At 68.7% G+C, this 20,767-nt stretch carries 18 protein-coding genes; 12 read left to right on the top strand and 6 right to left on the bottom strand.

Annotated elements, in window-relative coordinates:
• The first annotated feature begins 7 nt into the window (after positions 1-7).
• Together mgtA and GQ56_RS0121095 are read left to right on the top strand one after the other, a co-directional pair.
• The gene (gene mgtA, locus GQ56_RS0121100) at positions 8-2,770 is read left to right on the top strand and encodes a magnesium-translocating P-type ATPase (RefSeq protein WP_031400515.1); all 2,763 of its coding nucleotides are present in this window, start codon (positions 8-10) and stop codon (positions 2,768-2,770) included.
• An 87-nt stretch (positions 2,771-2,857) separates the two neighbouring features.
• Entirely contained in the window at positions 2,858-3,601 is a 744-nt protein-coding gene (locus GQ56_RS0121095) for a transporter (RefSeq protein ID WP_031400514.1), read from the top strand.
• 70 nt (positions 3,602-3,671) lie between these two features.
• On the opposite strand, the gene GQ56_RS39450 is transcribed toward GQ56_RS0121095, so the two are convergent.
• Positions 3,672-3,956, bottom strand: coding sequence for a hypothetical protein (locus tag GQ56_RS39450; protein ID WP_031400513.1), 285 nt, complete (start codon positions 3,954-3,956; stop codon positions 3,672-3,674).
• 71 nt (positions 3,957-4,027) lie between these two features.
• Entirely contained in the window at positions 4,028-4,903 is an 876-nt protein-coding gene (locus GQ56_RS0121085) for a LysR family transcriptional regulator (RefSeq protein ID WP_031400512.1), read from the bottom strand.
• Positions 4,904-4,954: 51 nt separating this feature from the next.
• On the opposite strand from GQ56_RS0121085, the gene GQ56_RS0121080 reads away from it, so the two are divergent.
• The gene (locus GQ56_RS0121080; RefSeq protein WP_052001438.1) at positions 4,955-5,305 is read left to right on the top strand and encodes a hypothetical protein; all 351 of its coding nucleotides are present in this window, start codon (positions 4,955-4,957) and stop codon (positions 5,303-5,305) included.
• 485 nt (positions 5,306-5,790) lie between these two features.
• Here the strand turns inward: GQ56_RS0121080 and GQ56_RS0121070 are convergent, their stop codons facing one another.
• Positions 5,791-7,239, bottom strand: a complete 1,449-nt coding sequence (locus GQ56_RS0121070) for a hypothetical protein (protein ID WP_152601808.1) — start codon at positions 7,237-7,239, stop codon at positions 5,791-5,793.
• A gap of 511 nt (positions 7,240-7,750) precedes the next feature.
• Here GQ56_RS0121070 and GQ56_RS0121065 point away from each other — a divergent pair.
• The 5 genes from GQ56_RS0121065 to GQ56_RS0121045 all read left to right on the top strand — a co-directional run bounded on the left by GQ56_RS0121065 (position 7,751) and on the right by GQ56_RS0121045 (position 11,735).
• A complete protein-coding gene (locus GQ56_RS0121065; RefSeq protein ID WP_031400508.1) occupies positions 7,751-8,851 on the top strand; it encodes a serine hydrolase in 1,101 nt (366 codons plus the stop codon).
• A 40-nt stretch (positions 8,852-8,891) separates the two neighbouring features.
• The gene (locus GQ56_RS0121060) at positions 8,892-9,125 is read left to right on the top strand and encodes a DUF7661 family protein (protein ID WP_031400507.1); all 234 of its coding nucleotides are present in this window, start codon (positions 8,892-8,894) and stop codon (positions 9,123-9,125) included.
• Between the two features lie 72 nt (positions 9,126-9,197).
• On the top strand, positions 9,198-9,653 hold the full coding sequence (locus tag GQ56_RS0121055) for a MarR family winged helix-turn-helix transcriptional regulator (RefSeq protein WP_031400506.1): 456 nt from the start codon (positions 9,198-9,200) through the stop codon (positions 9,651-9,653).
• Positions 9,654-9,720: 67 nt separating this feature from the next.
• Complete coding sequence (locus GQ56_RS0121050; RefSeq protein ID WP_031400505.1) at positions 9,721-10,284, top strand: isochorismatase family protein; 564 nt, start codon at positions 9,721-9,723, stop codon at positions 10,282-10,284.
• Positions 10,281-11,735, top strand: coding sequence for a DHA2 family efflux MFS transporter permease subunit (locus tag GQ56_RS0121045; protein WP_031400504.1), 1,455 nt, complete (start codon positions 10,281-10,283; stop codon positions 11,733-11,735). The genes GQ56_RS0121050 and GQ56_RS0121045 overlap by 4 nt, the downstream gene beginning before the upstream one ends.
• A 36-nt stretch (positions 11,736-11,771) precedes the next feature.
• Here the strand turns inward: GQ56_RS0121045 and GQ56_RS0121040 are convergent, their stop codons facing one another.
• The gene (locus GQ56_RS0121040; protein ID WP_031400503.1) at positions 11,772-12,371 is read right to left on the bottom strand and encodes a LysE family translocator; all 600 of its coding nucleotides are present in this window, start codon (positions 12,369-12,371) and stop codon (positions 11,772-11,774) included.
• Between the two features lie 95 nt (positions 12,372-12,466).
• On the opposite strand from GQ56_RS0121040, the gene GQ56_RS0121035 reads away from it, so the two are divergent.
• Positions 12,467-13,342 carry a LysR substrate-binding domain-containing protein gene (locus GQ56_RS0121035; protein WP_031400502.1) on the top strand — a complete coding sequence of 292 codons (876 nt, stop codon included), beginning with the start codon at positions 12,467-12,469 and terminating at the stop codon, positions 13,340-13,342.
• 12 nt (positions 13,343-13,354) lie between these two features.
• Here GQ56_RS0121035 and GQ56_RS0121030 read toward each other — a convergent pair whose 3' ends face one another.
• Positions 13,355-15,073: a SulP family inorganic anion transporter gene (locus tag GQ56_RS0121030; protein ID WP_031400501.1), complete on the bottom strand. Its 1,719-nt coding sequence runs from the start codon at positions 15,071-15,073 to the stop codon at positions 13,355-13,357.
• Here GQ56_RS0121030 and GQ56_RS45600 point away from each other — a divergent pair.
• Both GQ56_RS45600 and GQ56_RS0121020 read left to right on the top strand, forming a co-directional pair.
• The gene (locus GQ56_RS45600; protein WP_161788568.1) at positions 15,072-15,236 is read left to right on the top strand and encodes a hypothetical protein; all 165 of its coding nucleotides are present in this window, start codon (positions 15,072-15,074) and stop codon (positions 15,234-15,236) included. The genes GQ56_RS0121030 and GQ56_RS45600 overlap by 2 nt on opposite strands.
• 329 nt (positions 15,237-15,565) lie before the next feature.
• Positions 15,566-16,807, top strand: a complete 1,242-nt coding sequence (locus GQ56_RS0121020) for a mechanosensitive ion channel family protein (protein WP_031400500.1) — start codon at positions 15,566-15,568, stop codon at positions 16,805-16,807.
• A 58-nt stretch (positions 16,808-16,865) separates the two neighbouring features.
• Here the strand turns inward: GQ56_RS0121020 and GQ56_RS0121015 are convergent, their stop codons facing one another.
• Positions 16,866-18,287, bottom strand: coding sequence for an aminotransferase-like domain-containing protein (locus GQ56_RS0121015; RefSeq protein ID WP_031400499.1), 1,422 nt, complete (start codon positions 18,285-18,287; stop codon positions 16,866-16,868).
• Positions 18,288-18,442: 155 nt separating this feature from the next.
• Here GQ56_RS0121015 and GQ56_RS0121010 point away from each other — a divergent pair, with 155 nt between their 5' ends.
• The gene (locus GQ56_RS0121010) at positions 18,443-20,767 is read left to right on the top strand and encodes an FdhF/YdeP family oxidoreductase (RefSeq protein WP_031400498.1); all 2,325 of its coding nucleotides are present in this window, start codon (positions 18,443-18,445) and stop codon (positions 20,765-20,767) included.

Here is a 20,767-nt window from a genome sequence, read left to right as displayed (position 1 = left end):
GCGACTCATGACACGACACAATCCGTCCCAAAAGAAACAGCGCGGCTTCATCAAGGCCGGCGCCGGCCAGCAGAACGATCCGCGCATCATGCGCGCCGCGCAGGAAGCGGCCCGCCCGCTCGAGGCCACGCTGAAGTCGCTGAACACCAGCACGCGCGGCCTCACCTACGACCAGGCCGCCGACCGCCTGCAGCACTACGGCCCGAACGAAATCGCGCACGACAAGCCGCCGCACTGGACCCGCCAGTTGCTGCTCTCGTTCCACAACCCGTTTGTCTACGTACTGCTGGTGCTCGCCGCCATCAGCTTCTTCACCGACGTCTACTTCGCCGCGCCCGACGATCGGGACTACGTCGGCATGACGATCCTGCTGACGATGGTCACGATCAGCGCGCTGCTGCGCTTCGCGCAGGAATTCCGTTCGCTGCGCGCGGCCGAGAAGCTGAAGGCGATGGTCCGCACGACGGCCACCGTGCAGCGCTCGGTGACCGACACGTCCGAACCGGCGCGCCGCGAGGTACCGATGCGCGAAGTCGTGACCGGCGACATCGTGCACCTGTCGGCCGGCGACATGATCCCGGCGGACGTACGCCTGCTGGCGTCGCGCGACCTGTTCATCAGCCAGGCCGTGCTGACCGGCGAGGCGCTGCCCGTCGAGAAATACGACACGCTCGGCGCGGTCGCCGGCAAATCCGCCGGCACGCGCGCGGCCGGCGCGGCGACCGACGCGTCGGCATCGCTGCTCGATCTCGAGAACGTCTGCTTCATGGGCACCAACGTCGTCAGCGGCACGGCGACGGCCGTCGTCGTCGCGACCGGCGAAGACACGTACTTCGGCTCGCTCGCGCGCAACGTCGTGAGCCACAAGCGCATCGAGACGAGCTTCGACCGCGGCGTCTCGAGCGTGAGCTGGCTGCTGATCAAGTTCATGTTCGTGATGGTGCCGATCGTGTTCATGATCAACGGGCTGACCAAGGGCGACTGGCTGAGCGCGCTCACGTTCGCGCTCGCGGTGGCCGTAGGTCTCACGCCCGAGATGCTGCCGATGATCGTCAGCGCGAACCTCGCGCGCGGCGCGGTCGCGATGGCGCGCCGCAAGGTCGTCGTGAAGCGCCTGAACTCGGTGCAGAACTTCGGCGCGATGGACGTGCTGTGCACCGACAAGACCGGCACGCTCACGCAGGACAAGATCATCCTCGAGCACCACCTCGACCTGTCCGGTCACAAGGACGAGGAGATCCTGCGGCTCGGCTGGCTGAACAGCTTCCACCAGAGCGGCCAGAAGAACCTGATCGACATCGCGGTCGTCGCGCGCGCCGACGAGATCGGCGAACGCGCGAAACCGCAGGGCTACAAGAAGATCGACGAGCTGCCGTTCGACTTCGTGCGGCGGCGCCTGTCGGTCGTCGTCGAGGACACCCGGGGCGCGCACCTGCTGATCTGCAAGGGCGCGGTCGAGGAAATGCTGGCCGTCTCCACGCACGTGCAGGACGAGGACGGCGTGCGTCCGCTCGATTTCGTCGCGCGCAAGCGGCTGCTCGAGCAGGCCGGCGCATACAACGAGGACGGCTTCCGCGTGCTCGTGGTCGCGACGCGCACGATCCCGCGCGGCGACGAGCGCCAGCAGTACCGCACCGCCGACGAGCGCGATCTCGTCGTGCGCGGCTTCCTGACCTTCCTCGATCCGCCGAAGGAATCGGCCGCTCCGGCGCTCGCCGCGCTGCGCGAGAACGGCGTCGCTGTGAAGGTGCTGACGGGCGACAACCCGATCGTCACGATGAAGGTGTGCCGCCAGGTCGGCCTCGAGCCCGGCAAGCCGATGCTCGGCATGGAAATCGAAGCGCTCGACGACACGGCGCTCGCGCAGGTCGTCGAACACACGACCGTGTTCGCGAAGCTGACGCCGCTGCAGAAGGCGCGCATCGTCAAGGCGCTGCAGGCGAACGGCCACACCGTCGGCTTCCTCGGCGACGGCATCAACGATGCGCCCGCGCTGCGCGACGCCGACGTCGGCATCTCGGTCGACAGCGGCGCCGACATCGCGAAGGAAACCGCCGACATCATCCTGCTCGAAAAGAGCCTGATGGTGCTCGAGGAAGGCGTGATCAAGGGCCGCGAGACGTTCGGCAACATCCTGAAGTACCTGAACATGACCGCGAGCTCGAACTTCGGCAACGTGTTCTCGGTGCTCGTCGCCAGCGCGTTCCTGCCGTGGGAGCCGATGCTCGCGACGCAACTGCTCGTGCTGAACCTGATCTACGACACGTCGCAGATGCTGCTGCCGTGGGACAAGATGGATCCGGAGTTCCTGAAGAAGCCGCGCAAGTGGGAAGCCGGCAATATCGGCCGCTTCATGCTGTGGGTCGGGCCGACGTCGTCGGTGTTCGACATCACGACGTACATCCTGATGTGGACGGTGTTCGGCGCGGGCGCGATGTATCACCTGAACGGCGGCACGGGCGGCCAGATCGTGATGAACTCGGGCTGGTTCATCGAGAGCCTGGTGTCGCAGACGCTCGTCGTGCACCTGCTGCGCACGCAGAAGATCCCGTTCCTGCAGAGCACGGCCGCGCTGCCGGTGCTGCTGTCGACCTTCACCGCGATCGCGATCGGCTGCTGGCTGCCGTTCTCGCCGTTCGCGGAATCGCTCGGCTTCATGCACCTGCCGGGCACCTTCTGGCTGTGGCTCGCCGCGACGATGGCCGGCTACATCCTGCTCGCGCAGATCGTCAAGACGATCTACGTGCGCCGCTACAAGCAGTGGTTCTGACGCCGGCCCGATTCCGGCCGGACGACAGGGCGGCCGGCCCGCGCCACGCGCGCGGGCCGGCCCTCACGACGCACTACGGATAACGTGATGAAGAGAATCCTTCCGCTCGCCGCCGCGAGCGCCCTCCTCGCGCCGTTCGACGCCCTCGCCACCCATCCGCTCGTCAGCGACGACACGGGTACGCAGGGCAACGCGAACTGGCAATTCGAATTCAACGCCGAGGAAACCTCGAAACAGGAAGAAAACGGCCGCCACCAGCTGTGGAACGCGACGCTCACGCGCGGGTTCGGCGAGCACGTCGATCTTTACGTGAACGCGCCGTATACGCATCTGCAGACGCGCACCGACGAGAACGGCGCCGGGATCGGCGATGTCGAGATCGGCATGAAATGGCGCTTCGTCGAGCGCGGCCCGCTGTCGATCGCGCTGAAGCCGAAACTGACGGCGCCGACCGGCAACGACCGGCGCGGGCTCGGCACCGGCCGCGCGGGCGCCGGCGCAACGCTGCTCGCGCAGCTCGACGTCGCGCGGCTGTCGTTCCTCGCCAACGCGGGCGTGACGTACCAGCCGAACCGCCAGGGCGACCTGACGTCGATCTGGGCCGTGTCGGGCGCGGCGATCTACAAGGCGACCGACAGGCTGCAGATCGTGGCCGACATCGGCACGTCGCGCAACACGGCAAGCGGCGCCGGCGCGAACCCTGCATTCGTGATCGCGGGCGCGATCTATTCGCCGAAGCCGTGGCTCGATCTCGACGTCGGCTACCGGCGCGGGCTGAACGACCAGACCTACGATCATTCGGTGATGGGCGGCGTGACCGTGCGCTGGTAACGCACCGGCGCGCCGTCCCGACCCGCCGGTCGAATCGACGGACCACGGGCCGCTTCCAGCGGCCCGTTTCTTATCGGGTGTCGTTCGCGCCGAACAGTTGCGCGCACACGGCGCGCCCTTCTTCGGTCAGCGTCGCGCTGCCGGTGCCGTCCTCGTTCAGCGTGGTCGCGCTCAGGCCAGCGGTGTCGAGCTGGGTCAGCACGCGACGCAGCGTGCTCATCGGCAACTGCGCGCGCTTCGCGATCTTCGGCAGCGACCAGCGCTTGCCGGCCGGATCGCCGGCGGCCTCGTTCAGCGTCGCGAGCGTCGCGACGAGCGCGGGATCGAGCGGGGATTCGTCGGATTCTGATGTCATCGGTTGGGATTCGTGAGCCGGCGCCGGGCCGGCATTCGTCGGAGCGGTGCCCATCGACACTATACGCGCCGTCATGCGCTCCTGATCGCGGCGCGCATGAACGACACGAAATGCGTCGTGACGGGATCGTCCCGATCCGACCGCCATGCGAGCCCGACCCGCCACTTCGCGTCCCGGCCGCCGAGCGGCAGCACCGTCGCGTCGCGCAGCAGATATCGGGCGCGCGACGGGACGAACGCCACGCCGACGCCGGCCGCGACCGACGTCAGCACCGACTGTACATCCTCCGCCTGCTGCGTCACGTGCGGCACGAAGCGGCGTTCGACGCACCACCGGTCGATCTGCGCGGCGAGCCCCGGGCCGCGCGCGCGCTGCAGCGCAATGAAGCCGATTTCGTTGAGCACGTCGAGATCGGCCGGCACGCGCCTGAAGCCGAGGTGCGGCGGCACCGCGAGCGCCAGCCCTTCGTCGATCACCTTGAACGAGGACAAGCCTTCGTCGGACGGCAGGCGCAGGAACCCGGCATCGAGCTTGCCGGCGCGCAACCGGCGGGTCTGCTCGGACGACGACAGGTCGCTCAGCGTGACGGCGATGCCCGGATTGCGGCGGCGAAATTCCGCGACGAGCTTCGGCACGAGCGTCAGCACGGACAGGCAGATGCCGAGCCGCAGGTGGCCGCGCTGCCCGCTCGTCGCTTCCCGCGCGCGGGCGAGAATCTCGTCGGCATCGCGCACGAGCGCCTGCGCGTCGGACAGGAAGCGTTCGCCGAACGGCGTCAGTTCCGCGCCGTGCCGGCCGCGTTCGAACAGCTTGCCGCCGAGGCTCGCCTCGAGCGCGCCGATCTGCTTGCTCAGCGCCGGCTGGCTCATGTGCAGCGCATCGGCCGCGCGGCTGAAATGGCACAGCTCGGTGACCGTCAGAAACGTTCGCAGCAGTTTCAATTCCATTCTTTAAAGGAATCGTAGCGATCGAAACATTCATTTTACCGATCGAATGCGATGACGTTCAATATGCGCATGCCCTTCCTCGAATCGACCGACATGTCCCTGCTGCCCACATGCGAATGCCCGCCTGACGACCCCTCGTGTACGGCGAGCGCCATCGACGCGCCCGCCGCGACGGCCGATCCGCGCGCCCCGCGGCAGCGGACCGAACGCGCCGACGGCCGCGGCCGCCGCTTTCGCTTCGGCGACGCGGTGGATGCCATGAGCGCGGCGAACGGTACGCCTCCGCGCGCCGCGACCGGCTCGATCGCGATCAGTTTCGCGGTGGTGTCGCGGCGGAACTGGCCGCCTCAAGGGTGGCCGGCTCCGGCCGTCCCCGAGGGATCGAGCGGATCGACACGGTAGCGGTTGCCGCCCGTGGCGACGGCGTACGACACACGGCCACGGCCGCGACCAACCATTCGTGCGATCTCGACCGCCGCGGATATCGATCCTGCCGGCACGCGAGGCGTGCGGAATCAGCCAGGCTTGTGATCGGCACGTCGGTCGGCGCAGCGCCGTGAACGGCGGGATTGCGCACCGGCTGCCGCGCTCGCGCCGACAATCGTCGAAAACCGGGCGCCGCGCAGTTCGACGCGATCGACGATTTCAACCGCGAAACGCGCTCCATCGAGATTGACTGCTCACTGCCGCCGGCGCGAACGATCCGCACACGGCGGCCGACCGTCGGCTGGCACGGCTGGCCGTCAGCGACTCCGCACGATCGTCGGATCGACGCCAGCGCAACGCGCTGGCCATGACCGTCTCGCGTCTGTTTCCGCTCCCGTGGAACACACGTGGATGCCGCGTTCGCCCACCGTCCGGCACGACAACGCCACGCCCCTTCCGAACTATTGCGGGTTGTTCGTGCCTTGTAGCTGGATGTCGTCCCCGCACCAGGTCGCCCGCATCCGCTTGCCGTTGCCGAGATCGACCACCGTATCGTCGAGCGTCGTATCGACCGCGGTCTTGAACAGATATCGATAGCGACTGTTTTCATACCCGACGGAATAGCCCGCCGGCAATTTCTTTGGCGCGATGGCCCTGAGCGGGCCAAACCGGTGCGCTAGCTCCGGAGTCGGAGCGGCGAGCTTCGCGAGCGCACCGCACAATGGCCCGTCGTTCCTCGACAACCCGCTCCGCAGGTTGATGAACCCGAGTTCGTCGGCAAGATAGCCGGCTGCCGGGCCGCTCAAGTGCCCGGAAAACTGCACGCCAGCCGTTATCGTCTTGCCGCCGAAATTCTGATGCAGCGGATCGAGATCGAAGATTTGCTTTCCACCGAGACCGAGATACGACGAGCCTTCCATCAGGAAATAAACGAAATCGGGCACGTTGGCGATTCGCTTGATATCGTCGAACTCGTGGAAATACAGCACATCCTGTCCGCTGCGAGCGACCCGGAACTCGTCCGGCTGGGCGTCGGGGACGCATTTCAGGTCCGGCGCACCCGGCACCGGGCACACCGGAACCAGCATCTGGAACGTTGCCGCCCGCACGCCGTCCATGGGCTTCTGGCCCAGGTAGATGTGCTCGCCGTCGCTGATGAGGGCCGGCTGAAGCGTGGCCGGAGGGCTCAGCAGCTGCAGTTGCGCTTTTACATCCGGCCGGTAAACGGGACCGTCGAGCGCATCGATTGAAAACACCCGCCCGGCATTGACGGCGAACGTAGCGCCGACCACCTCGACCGGCCCGGGCACCATCCGCGGGTCCGATCGCTCCTCCAGATAGACGTGGTTGCGGTCGTACGCCCACCCGTCGGTCGCCTTGGCCCCCTTGGGCACGAAGGTCTTGAAGGTCGCGGGATCGGCGCCCGGAATCACGTCCGCGCCGTCGAACACCTGCTGGCCGTCGGTTGCATGGAGCCGGTCCAGGACGCGCAGCGCCGCGCCCCGTTGCGTGAGCAGATAATAGTGTCGTGTCTCGTTGTCCTCATGACGGCGCAGACTCGACGGCAGCAGACACGCAAAGTCCGGTACCGGCCCCCCGTGCGAACACGAATCGTTGTATTCGTGCAATTCCGAAATGAAATACCCGCGGCCGTCCACCACGCCATACTGATCGCTCAGCATCTTGACGGCCGCATGCCCGCACGTCCCCCCGCGCTCGGCGGCCAGCGCGCCCATGCTTTTACCGGCACGCGCCAACGGGTACCAGTACTCCCGACAGACATTCACCGTGTAAGCGTGCGCCGAACCGGCGACACCGAGCAATGCGAGTGCCAGCACCAATGCGCGACGCACTCGCGCGCTCGACCGCAGGTTCACGCGAACACCGGCTTGCAAAGTCTTTTTTTGCATAAAAATGGGTTCAGTTTTGCTGGACCGTCTATCGTCGAAGAGAGGCAGCCCCGTTCGACCAGACCGTTTTTGAATTTTTCAGGTGGAACATCCGGGGCGCTCGTGCTGCCGATCCGGCCGCAGGCAGCGCGGCGAAGCATGCGTCATCGGGCGTCCGGTCCCGGGTTGCGCGGGCAAGCGCGGCTGCGAGACAACGGTGGCGATGATACCGGGATCGGGGCCGGGTCAGCCCGCGAATTCATCCCGCAATCGTTGCCCGCGCCACCATCGGACCCGCCCGGTTCGACGTGACAACGCCCTTGCCGGTCGCGCTTCCGTTGGTCCGGCACGCGCGACATATCGACGCGAATCGGCACAAATCGCCGCACAACGCAGCGATAACCCGCAAAACTGCGCTGCCGGAACGGCGCGCCACCCTCATCCGCGCCCGATCGACCGTATAATTTTCCGCACCCGCTGACCGCCCACGCATCTCGCGTCGCCTTGCCGCGCGCGAGAAGGAGACTTTCGCTTGACCGGCTTCATCGCGCGCCTGCCCCTCGCCCGGACCATCCTGCCCGTCGTCCTGTCGATCCTGATGTTCGCCGTTTCGGCGCACGCGTCGTCCACGCCACGCAAACCGCCGCCGCGCGCCGCCCATTCGCATGCACCGGCGAAGGCCGTCAAGAAAACCGTGAAGAAGCAGCCGGCCCGGCATCGCAAGCCGGCCGTCAAGCCTCGCCGCCCGCACGTGAAGCACCATGCCGTCAACCGTCACGCGGCGCCCGCCGCGCGGCATCGCGCCGCCAGACGCACGCCCGCCGCGCCCCCGCACCCGCACCCGGCGGGCAAACCGCGCCTGATGGCGAGCTGCGGCTACAGCCCGCGCGCGGTCAATGCGCTGCACTCGCGTGCGGCCTACGTGCTCGACGTCGACTCCGGCACGCCGCTGCTGGCCCGCAATGCGCGCACGGTGAGGCCGATCGCGTCGATCTCGAAGCTGATGACGGCCGTCGTCGCACGCGACGCCGATCGTCCGCTGAACGGCGTGCTGCGCGTCACCGCGCACGACCGCGACACGATCAAGTTCACCGGGTCGCGCCTGCAGGTCGGCTCGGAACTGTCCCGCCGCGAGATGTTCCATATCGCGCTGATGTCGTCGGAAAACCGCGCGGCCGCCGCGCTGAGCCGCGACTATCCGGGCGGGCGGGCCGCGTTCGTCGATGCGATGAACCGCGAAGCGCGCCGGCTCGGCATGCGCCACACGCGCTTCCGCGAACCGACCGGCCTGTCGCCGCACAACGTATCGACGGCAGAGGATCTCGCGAAACTCGTCGGCGCGGCGGCGCAGGATCCGCTGATCCGCTATTTCTCGACGGATACGTCGACCACCGTACGCCCCGGCGGCGACGAGCTGCTGTACGTGAATTCCGACCCGCTCGTCCGCTACCGCCGCCTGCCGATCCGGCTGCAGAAGACCGGCTTCATCAACGAGTCGGGGCACGGCGTCGTGATGCGCATGCGCGTGAAAGGCCGGCGCGAGACGGTCGTCCTGCTCGGCGCGCCGACCCGCGCGGGCGTCTCGAGCGATGCCATCAAGATCCATCGCTGGCTGTCCTGCTCGATCCGGTAAGCGCCGGCGGCCGGCGCGCTCGCCCCACGGGAGCGCTGCCATGCAGGACGAATACCGCTTCAACGCATTCGGACGGCGGCTCGCCGTCGTCCCGAAGAACGGCCGCCGGGCCGGGTTCGATCTCGGCGCCGAAGGCAAGCGGCGACCGGCCAACCTGCATGTGCCGTCCGCGTTCGCCGCGGACGAACCCGCGCAATACCTCGGCGACCTGCTGCCCGAAAACGCGCCGCCGAGACGCGGCGAAGCCGTCCCCGCCACCTCCGGTCACACGTAGCCGGGCGACCGGCCGCACCGCGATCCGGCGCCAACTCGACAGTCAAACTTGCAAGTTTGACTGTCATGTCCTATGATCCGCCGCATGAATCCGCCACGCAAACCCGGCGTTTCCGCCGACATCGTCGCCGCCGACCTGACCCTCGCGGTCGGCCAGTTGATCCGCCGGCTCCGCTCCGAGATCGACTCGCAAGGGCTCGGCATGTCCCAGACCAGCGCACTCGCGCGGCTCGAACGGCACGGGCCGATGACGACCGCCGATCTCGCGCGCGCCGAAGCCATGAAGCCGCAGTCGATGAAGTCGATTCTCGCGAGCCTCGAGGAAGACGGGCTGGTCGAGCGCGAGCCGCATCCGACCGACGGCCGGCAGATCCTGTTCAGGCTGACCGCGGCCGGCCTCGACGCGCGGCTCAAGCGCAATGCCGCAAAACACCGGTGGCTCGGCGCCGCGATCGAGCAGCTCGATCCCGACGAGATCGGCGCGCTCGCCGCCGCGATCCCGCTGATCCGCCGCATCGGCGAGCAATGAATCCCGCCGGCGCGCCCCACCGCATCCGCGCGCACGGCTTTCCTCGTCCATTTCACGGAGTTCCATCATGAGCGCAACCCGTCTCGACCCGCACACGGCACTCGTCGTCATCGACCTGCAGAAAGGCATCGTCGCCCTCCCCACCGCGCACCCGGTCGAACCGGTGATCGCGCAGACCCGCGAGTTGCTCGACGCATTCCGCGCCCGCGGCCTGCCGGTCGTGCTCGTCAACGTTGCCGGCGGCGCACCGGGCCGCACGGAGCAAGCGCCGCGCACCGCGCCGCTCCCCGCCGACTGGGCCGAACTCCTGCCGGAACTGAACCGGCAGCCAAGCGACCACCTCGTGACGAAAAAAACCTGGGGCGCGTTTACCGGCACGGATCTCGACGCATACCTGAAGGCAGCCGGCGTCACGCAAATCGTGCTGACCGGCATCGCGACGAGCATCGGCGTCGAATCGACCGCGCGGCAGGCGCACGAACTCGGCTACAACGTCACGCTCGCCGTCGACGCGATGACCGACCTCAACGCGGATGCGCACGTCAACAGCATCGAGCGCCTGTTCCCCCGCCTCGGCGAAACGGGCACGACGCAGGACATCGTCGCGCTGCTCGACCAGCGCGGCGCGTGAGCGATCCGCGCCGTCGGCCGGCGCCGGATCACGCGGCCGGCCGGCTCGATCCGGCGATCTGGAAGGTCAGCGCGGTCGCGGTGCTGGGCTCGCTGCTGTCGCAGCTCGACGCGACGATCGTCAACGTGTCGCTGTCGAGCCTCGCAACCGACCTGCACGCGAGCCTCGCGACGATCCAGTGGGTGACGAGCGGCTACCTGCTCGCGCTGACGCTGGTGCTGCCGCTGAACGGCTGGCTCGTCGACCGGATCGGCGCAAAGGCGCTGTACCTGTGGTGCTTCTCGGCGTTCACGCTCACGTCGGCCCTGTGCGGGCTCGCGTGGTCGGCGCCGTCGTTGATCGCGTTCCGCGTGCTGCAAGGGGTGAGCGGCGGGCTGCTCGCACCGATGGCGCAGATGATGATCGCGCGGGTCGCCGGCCAGCAGATGGCGCGCGTGATCGGGTACGCGGCCGTACCCGTGCTGCTCGCGCCGATCCTCGGCCCCGTCGTCGCCGGGGCGATCCTGCAGTACACGTCGTGGCGCTGGCTGTTTCTCGTGAACCTGCCCGTCGGCATGCTGGCGCTTGCGCTGGCCGTGCGGTTCCTGCCCGGCGACCGTGAAGACACGCAGCAGCGCGAGCTCGACTACGTCGGCCTCGCGCTGCTGTCGCCGGGGCTCGTGCTGTTCCTGTACGGCATCGAGCGGATCAACGAAGTGCTCGGCATCGCGGCGATCGTCGCGTCGGCGCTGTTGCTCGCGGCGTTCCTGCGGGTCGAAACGCGCAAGGGCGACCATGCGCTGATCGATCTTGCGCTGTTTCGCGGCAAAGTCTTCGCCGCGGCCGCGTCGACGCAGTTCCTGTCGAACGGCGCGCTGTTCGCGGGCCAGATGCTGATTCCGATATTCCTGATCCAGGCGTGCGGCCGCACGCCCGGCGAAATGGGCTGGCTGCTCGCGCCGATGGGCCTCGGCATGCTCGTCACCTATCCGTCGATGGGCGCGCTGACGAGCCGGTTCGGCGTGCGCCGGCTGGCCGCCGCCGGCGCGCTGCTCGCGCTCGTCGCGACGCTGCCGTTCGCTTACCTTGCACTGACCGGCTACGATCCTTACGTGCTGGTGCCGGCGCTGTTCCTGCGCGGCATGGGCCAGAGCGCGATCGGCGCGCCGTCGATCTCCGCCGCGTATGCGTCGGTCGAGCGCCGCAACCTGCCGATGGCGACGACCTCGCTCAATATCGTGCAGCGTCTCGGCGGCCCGACCTTCACCACCGTGTGCACGCTGTTCCTCGCGTGGCGGCTGCAGGCCGAATCGGCGACGGGCGGCGGCACGCAGGCCCACGCGTACGCGTGGGCGTTCGGCCTGCTTTGCGTGCTGCACGCGGCGAGCTTCGTCACGGCGCTGCGGCTGCCGTTGTGGTCGGCCGGTGCGGGCGGGCAGCCGGCCGGCACCGCGCGCGCCGCTTCGCGCTGACCTTCGGGCGGCCGCACGACGCGTGCGGCCGCCCCGCTACGGCAGCCACATCGGCACGATCGAGATCACGAGCAGCACGCCGAGCCCGGCATTCAGCCAGTGCCACTGCCGCTCCGTGCGCAACACGCGTGCGAACAGCAGCCCGGCGAAACACCAGAGCGACAGCGACACCATCGCGGCCACGCCGAACGCCAGCCCGAGCAATGCGCCGAGCCGGGCCGGCCCGGACGCGAGCGCGGCGAACGACGCGGCCGCACCGAGCGTCATCGCCCAGCCTTTCGGGTTGTGCCAGAGCATCCAGACGCCGCTGATGAACCCCTGCGGCCGGTGCACCGCGGCATCGAGCCGCGGCTTGCCGCCGCGCCCGATGCGCACGGCCAGCCACACGAGGTACACCGAACCGGCCGCCTTCATCGCGAGCTGCAACGCGGGCAGCGCAAGCAGCACGCCGCCGAGCCCGGCCGCGGCGGCAGCGGCCATCGACGCCAGGCCGACCGCGATGCCCGCCATCATCGGCAGCGAACGCCGATAGCCGAAATGCGCGCCCGAGGCGGTCGCGAGCGTCGTTGCGCCGCCCGGCGTCACGGTGGACACGATCACGAACAGCATCAGCGGCAGGTAGTCGCGGAACGGCACGGCAGCTCCCGGTTGTCGTTGTCGAAACCCCGTTTTACCCGCGATCGTCCCATTACGACAGCGAAAGCTTTTTATGCCTGCCATTAGCATTCATAATGCATCGCATGGCACGTAACCTCGACATCGCGCTGCTGCGCGCCTTCGTCACGGTCGCCGATCATCGCAGCATGACGGCGGCCAGCCGTGCGCTGCACCTGACGCAAGGCGCGATCAGCCAGCAGGTCGCCCGGCTCGAAACGCTGTCCGGCCCGCTGTTCGTCCGCGAGCACCGCAACCTGCTGCTCACGGCCGACGGCGAGCGCCTGCTCGGGCAGGCGCGCCGGCTGCTCGCCGTGCACGATGCGCTGCTGACCGACATGACGGCCGGCGCGGTCGAAGGCACCGTGCGTCTCGGCGCGCCGCAGGATCTCGTCGGCGCCTGTCTCGCGCCGATCCTGAAAGCCTATGCGCAGGCGCATCCGCAGGTCGCGCTCACGCTCGTGTGCGCGGCGTCGCCGGAGCTGCGCCGGGGGCTCGCGCAGGGCGAACTCGACGTCGCGCTGATCGAGGCGCCAGTCGGGCCGTCACGCGGCGAATGCATCGCAGTCGACCGCCTGGTCTGGGTCGGCGCGAAGGGCGGCACCGCGTACCGGAACACGCCGCTGCCCGTATCGATGGTCGCGCAGTCCTGCGCGTTCCGCCCGACGGTGCTCGACGCGCTGCGCGGCTGCGATCGCGCGTGGCGCACCGTGTTCGAGCACGGCAGCATCGACGCGACTACCGCGACCGTGCGCGCCGACCTCGCCGTGACCACCTGGCTCGCGTCGACCGTGCCGGCCGATCTCGACATCCTGCCGGCCGGCAGCGGCCTGCCCGCACTGCCGAACTTCGCGATCAACCTTCATCTGCCGCGCGGCCAGCGCACGCCGGCCGCGACGGAACTCGCCCGCCACCTGCGCAACGGCTTCGCGCGCCTGCGCGCGGCCGCCTAGCGCCGGCTCACGCTACACCATGCCCGGCTCCTGCGGCGCGGGCGTCGTGCCGGCAGCCTCGAGCGCCTGGTGCAACGTCGAAAAGATGCACGATGCGCCGACGATCTCCGTGATCCGGTGACGATCCATGTCCGCTCGCAGGTAACGGTTGACACGCCCGAACAGCACGCCGATCCCGCGTGCATGCAGCATCCTGACGAGGTCGGCCAGCGTGCGCGCGGCCGAATAGTCGATGTCGGTGACCGCCCCCGCATCGATGACGAACCAGCGCGCCGGCACCGGCGCCGCATCGACGAGCTCGGTCACTTCGGCGGCGAACAGGTGATCGTTCGCGAAGAACAGGTCGGAGCCGAACCGGTAGACGATCAGCCCCGGCGCCGTCATCGCGCCGCGCCGCGCTGGCACCGGCTGCCACCGGCCGTTGCCTTCGACGGGTTCGAGCACCATCGTGTGGGGCTGGTAGCTGTGGCGCACGTGCCGCATCAGCGACAGCGCGACGGCCAGCAGGATGCCGTGCTCGACGCCGACCGTCACGACGGCCACGGCCGTTACCAGCGCAAGCGTGAATTCGCCGGGGCTTTCCTTGCGGATCGCGGCGAGGCTGCGCACGTTGATCAAGCCGAGCGCGATCGTGAACACGATGCCGGCCAACACCGCATGCGGCAAATACTGCAGCGTCGTGCTGAAGAACAGCAGCACCGCCGCCACCACGGCCGCAAACGCGAGATGCCCGATCTGGCTGCGCACGCCCGCGCCGTCGGCCATCGCGGTCTGCGTCGGGCTGCCGTTGACGACGAACGCGCCGCCCACCGCCGCGGCGGCATTCGCGGCCGCGAGGCCGAGGATGTCGGCATTGGTATCGACGTCCTCGCCATACTGCTGCGCGAACACGCGCGCGGCGGCCGCGCTCTGCGCAATGATCATCACGAAACACGACGCGGCGACCGGCACGAGATCGAGGCACTGCTGCCAAGTGACGGACGGCCAGCGCAACGGCGGCAGCCCGCCCGCGACCGGCCCGAGCACCGCGATGCCGTGCGCGGCGAATCCGAACACGTTGCTCGCCGCGATGCTGCCCGCGACCGCGATCATCGGCATCGGCACGCGCGGCAGGAACCGCTTGCACGCGAGAATCGCGACGACGACGAGTGCCGCCAGCGCGAACGTCGGCCGGTTCGTGTGGACGAGATGCGTGACGACGTAGTCGAGCTGCGCCAGGCTGCGCGAGGCCGGGTACGGCACGGCCAGCCCGAGCATGTCGCCGAGCATCGCGATCGACACCTGCACGCCGACGCCGGCGAGAAAGCCGACCAGCACCGTGCGCGACAGGAAATCGGCGAGAAAACCGAGCTTGAAGATGCGCGCGAGCAGCAGCATCGCGGCGGTCAGCAGCGCGACCATGCCGGCCAGCGCCACATACTCGGCGCTGCCGGCCGGCGCCATCGACGAAAGCCGGCTCGCGAAGATCGTCGCGGTCGCGGAATCGGCGGCCACCACCAGGTGCCGCGACGCACCGAAGCACGCGAACGCGACGAGCGGCAGGAACACCGTGTAGAGGCCCGTCACGGCCGGCATGCCGGCGATGCGCGCGTAGCCGAGCACTTGCGGGATGTCCATCGACGCGAGCGACATGCCCGCGAATACATCGCGGATGGCGGTCGCGCGGCGGATCGGAAGGATGCCTTTCAGCAGCCGCACGCCCGACGGGCGGCTTTCGTTGGAATCTTGCATGCGTGAAGTGCGTGAGGTCGAAATGACGGGGTTCGCGAAGTCGTTCGCGCATCGTGCCCCGGCCGGCATCCCGTGGCAAGTGCGCGAACGGATCGCCGGCCGCTCACCGCCGGCGAACGGGCCGCGCGCCGGCGCGCCGCCGACGCATGCGACGTCCGCATGATTGCATGGATCGCCGTTCGCGCGCCGCGAAGCCCCGGGCCCGCCGCGACAGCCTCCCGCCGGTCGCGAGCCGACACGCAAGCCGCCGCGCGCCGCTGCCGGCGGCCCCTGCGCTCGCCGGCCGGCGGTGCGGCGGCCTGCCCGCCCGGCCTCACCCGATTACAGAGGAGACCTGCCCAATGGTGAGCAAGTTCGGGAGCCGTGCGATGCACGAACAGCAACGCGCCCGGAACCCGATGGCACAATCACGGTCCCTTTCATGCGCCCTTCATCGGGCGCGCGCCGCATGACGGCGCCGATTCAACGCACCAGAAGGCCCCTGCCCACCCCATGACCCCGCACGAATCCTGGATGACGCCGCTCGCCGGCCTCCTCGTCCTGCTCGCCGCCGCCGGCGCGATCGCCGCCGCCGTCCATTTCCTGCTGTTTCGCGTGGTTGCGCGGCTCGCGCGGCTGTCCGCCACGCGCGTCGACGACGCGCTGTTCGAATTCGGCGCGTTCAAATGGCTGAACCGCATCGTCCCGTTCGTCGTGATCAGGCTCGGGCTCGGCGCGGTGCCCGGCGTGCCGGATCAGGTCGCGCAGGTTGCCGACAAGATCCTGTTCGCGCTGATCGCGTTCCTCGTGACGATGACCGTGAGCGCGACGCTGTCCGCCCTCGAGCACGCGCACCGCACGCACCATCGCGACCAGCCGCGCCTGTCGCTCAAAGGCGCGATGCAGCTCGTCAAGCTCGTGATGTTCATCACGGCCGCGCTCGTCGTGCTCGGCGATGCGACCGGCAAGCAGATCGGCCTGCTGCTGTCCGGCATCGGCGCGATGTCCGCGGTGCTGATGCTGATCTTCAAGGACACGCTGCTCGGCCTCGTCGCGGGCGTGCAACTGTCGTCGAACGACATGCTGCGGATCGGCGACTGGATCACGATGCCGTCGGCCGGCGCCGACGGCACGGTCATCGACATCACGCTGAACACCGTCAAGGTCGCGAACTTCGATCACACGATCATCACGGTGCCGACCTGGAAACTGATCACCGAGAGCTATCAGAACTGGCGCGGCATGACCGAAGCGGGCGGACGCCGGATCAAGCGCGCGCTGTTCGTCGACGCGACGAGCGTGCGGTTCCTCGGCAACGACGAAATCGAACGGCTCGAGCGCCTGACGCTGCTGAAGGACTATCTCGAGGACAAGGTCGACGCGATCGCGCAATGGAACGGCACGCTCGGCGCGGCCGGCGACTGCGCGGCGAACCGCCGCCAGCTGACCAATCTCGGCACGTTCCGCGCGTATGTCGCGAATTACCTGAAAGGCCATCCGCGCATCCGCCGCGACATGACCTGCATGGCGCGGCAGCTGCCGCTCACGGCCGAAGGCATTCCGCTCGAACTGTACTGCTTCACCGATACGACGTCGTGGGTCGACTACGAGACCATCCAGTCCGACCTGTTCGATCACCTGATCGCGGTGCTGCCGGAGTTCGGGCTGCGCGTGTATCAGCACCCGTCGGGGTTCGACATGCGGCAGATGGCCGGCGCCCTGCAAGCCGGGGCGCAGGCGCCGCACGCGGGTTGATGCGCGCGACGGCGGCCGGCGGCCAGCGACCGGCCACCGCTTGCCGCGCCCCCTGCGCTCACCGCGCCGCGCACTCCGACGCGAGCCGCCCGAGCGTCTTCAATGCGTCCTCGATCTGCCGCGACCACGGATAGCTGTAGTTGAGCCGGATGAAATTCCGGTAGTCGGCGCCCGCCGAAAACATGTGGCCGGGCCCGACCGTGATCCGCTGCGCGAGCGCCTGCGCATACAGCGTCATCGCATCGACCCGCGGCGGCAGCTCGACCCACAGCACGTACCCGCCCTGCGGCTGCGACAGCCGCGTGCCTTCGGGGAAGAAACGGCGCACCATCGCGCTCATCAGGCTCGCCTGCTGCGCGTACTGCTTGCGCATGCGCCGCAGATGGAAATCGTAGCCGTCGTGCTTCAGGTACTCGGCGATCGCGAGCTGCTCGATCGCGGGCGTCGCGAGCGTGTTCAGGAATTTCAGCTTCTCGACCTGGTCGCGGTAGCGGCCCGGCATCGCCCAGCCGATCCGGTAGCGCGGCGACAGGCTCTTCGTGAACGACGCGCAATGCAGCACCAGCCCGTCGCGGTCGAACGACTTCAGCGCGCTCGGCGTCGCGTCGCCGAAATGCAGCTCGTGATAGACGTCGCTCTCGATCGCCGGCACGCGGTGCTTCGCCAGCAGCGCGACGAGCGCGCGCTTGCGCGCGTCCGACATCTGGAAGCCCAGCGGATTCTGGAAATTCGGCATCACCATGCACGCGGCGATGCGCTCGCGCTCGAGGATCCGTTCGAGCGCGTCGAGATCGATGCCCTCGACCGGGTGCGTCGCGACTTCGAGCGCGCGCATGCCCATCCGCTCGATCGCATGCAGCATCGCGTAGAAGGTCGGCGACTCCACGGCGATCGTGTCGCCCGGCCGCGCGACCGCCTGCAGGCACAGGTTGATCGCCTCGGTCGCGCCGATCGTCATCACGATCTCGCCCGGTTCGACGGCAATCCCGCGCTCCGCGTAGCGCCGCGCGATCTGGCGGATCAGCTCCTGGTTGCCGGGCGGCAGGTCGTCGATCACGCCCCAGCGCGTGCGGCGCCGGCCGATCGTCTGCGCATAGCGCGCGAGACGCTGCACCGGGAACTGCGACGCGTCGGGATACGGCGAACCGAGCGGCACCGCGTCGTCGCGCGCGATCGAACGCAGCGTCGACAGCACGAGCCGGCTCACGTCCACGGCCGACGGCTCGGCGGCCGGCGCCGACATGTGCAGCTCGGCCTCGGCCGGCGCCGGCGCGCGGGCCCGCACGAAATAGCCCGACTGCGGCCGGCTCTCGATCAGGCCGCGGCTCTCCAGCACCAGGTACGCGCGCAGCACGGTCGTGACGCTGAGCTGCTGCTGCCGGCTCGCCTGCCGCACCGACGGAATCCGCTCGCCGGGCCGGTACACGCCGCGCTCGATCTGCGCCTGGAGCTCGTCGGCCAGTTGTTCGTAACGCTTCACCCGCCTCCCTTTCAATCACCCTTCGACAACACAGTTGCGATATATCCGCCCGGAATGATCGCAACTGTACTCTTTTTTGAAGTGACGAGGTGTACACACAGCCGGCCGGGCGCGGCGCGTACTCTGCATGCATCGACCCCGACACCCGCTGCACCATGAAAAAGAAATCCGCCACCGCGCGCATCGAACCGTACACTCACCCGGCCGCCGGCTGGGGCGCGCTGAAAGCCGTCACGATCAACCTGATCAAGGAAAAGGTCGCCGGCGGCAATTACCGTACGCTGCTGCGCCAGAACCAGCCGGACGGCTTCGACTGCCCCGGCTGCGCGTGGCCCGATCGCCAGCACGCATCGACGTTCGAATTCTGCGAGAACGGCGTGAAGGCGGTGGCCGCCGAAGCCACGAGCAAGCGCGTGACGCCCGAATTCTTCGCCGCGCACACGGTCACCGAGCTGCTCGAACAGACCGACTTCGAACTCGAACAGCACGGCCGGCTCACCGACCCGATGGTGTACGACGCACCGACCGACCGCTACGTGCCGATCGCGTGGGACGACGCGTTCGAGCTGATCGCGCGTCACCTGCGTGCGCTGCCCGACCCGAACCAGGCCGCGTTCTACACGTCCGGCCGCGCGAGCAACGAAGCCGCGTTCCTGTACCAGCTGCTCGTGCGGCTGTACGGCACCAACAACTTCCCCGACTGCTCGAACATGTGCCACGAGGCGACGAGCCGCGGGCTGCCGCCGTCCGTCGGCGTCGGCAAGGGCACCGTCACGCTCGACGATTTCGAACACGCCGACACGCTGCTGATCTTCGGCCAGAACCCGGCCACCAACCACCCGCGGATGATGGGCGAGCTGCGCGAGTGCGCGAAGCGCGGCGCGACGATCGTGTCGATCAACCCGCTGAAGGAGCGCGGCCTCGAACGCTTCGCCGATCCGCAAAGCCCGATCGAGATGCTGACGATGTCGGGCACGAAAATCGCGTCGACGTTCATCCAGCCGACGATCGGCGGCGATTTCGCGCTGATCAAGGGGATGGCGAAACGCGTGCTCGAACTCGACGACGCCGCGCAGGCCGCCGGTGCGCCGCGTGTGCTCGATACCGCGTTCATCGGCGAGCACACGGCCGGCTTCGACGCATTCGCCGACGATCTGCGCAACGAGAGCTGGGCCGCGCTGACGGCCGAGAGCGGCGTGCCGTACGAGCAGATCGACAGCCTCGCGCAGCTCTACGCCCGCAGCGAACGCGTGATCGCGACGTGGGGCATGGGCATCACGCAGCACAAGCATTCGGTCGCGACCGTGCAGATGCTGACGAACCTGATGCTGATGCGCGGCAACATCGGCCGCCCCGGCGCCGGCCTGTGCCCGGTGCGCGGCCACTCGAACGTGCAGGGCAACCGCACGGTCGGCATCGAGGAAAAGCCGACGCAGGCGTTCCTCGACCGGCTCGGCCGCGTGTTCGATTTCGAACCGCCGCGCCATCACGGCTACGACGTCGTCGAGACGATCGAGGAGATGCTCGAAGGCCACGTGAAGGTGTTGATCGGCCTCGGCGGCAACTTCGCGATGGCGACGCCCGACACGCCGCGCACGTGGGAAGGCATGCGCCGCTGCGACCTCTCCGTGCACATCACGACGAAACTGAACCGCAGCCACCTGATCCACGGCCGCGACGCGCTGATCCTGCCGACGCTCGGCCGCACCGAGATCGACCTGCAGGACAACGTCGCGCAAGGCGTGACGGTCGAGGATTCGATGAGCATGGTCCACGTGTCGTACGGGATGAACAAGCCGGCGTCGCCGAACCTGATGTCGGAGCCCGCGATCGTCGCGCACATCGGCCACGCGCTGTTCGGCAGCGGCAAGATCGACTGGCTGGCGTACAAGGACGACTACGCGAAGATCCGCGACGCGATCGAGGCGACCTTCGACGGCTTCTACGACTACAACGCGCGCATCGCGAAGCCGGGCGGCTTCCACCTGCGCGTGGCGTCGCGCGACCGCGAATGGCTCACGCCGACCGGCAAGGCCAACTTCTTCGCGCACGCGCTGCCGACCGACACGCCGATCCAGCTCGCCCGCGCGCAGCACGGCGAACGGCTGATGACGCTGATGACGACGCGCTCGCACGACCAGTACAACACGACCGTCTACGGGCTCGACGACCGCTATCGCGGCGTGTTCGGCCAGCGCCGCGTGGTGTTCATCAACCGTGACGATCTCGCGATGCTCGGCCTGAAGGCCGGCGAATGGGTCGACATGGAAACCGTGTGGCACGACGGCATCGAGCGGCGCGCGGACGGCTTCCTGCTCGTCGAGTACGACATTCCGCGCGGCTGCATCGGCGCCTACTACCCGGAAACCAACCCGCTCGTGCCACTCGACAGCGTCGGCGACGTGTGCAACACGCCGACCTCGAAATCGGTGCCCGTGCTGCTGCATCGCGCCGCCGCGCCGGCATCGATCGCCGCCTGA

This window comes from Burkholderia paludis (assembly GCF_000732615.1).
Taxonomy (GTDB): Bacteria; Pseudomonadota; Gammaproteobacteria; order Burkholderiales; family Burkholderiaceae; genus Burkholderia; species Burkholderia paludis.
Note: the sequence above shows the minus strand (reverse complement) of the source record. Positions and strands in the feature narration are given on the sequence as shown.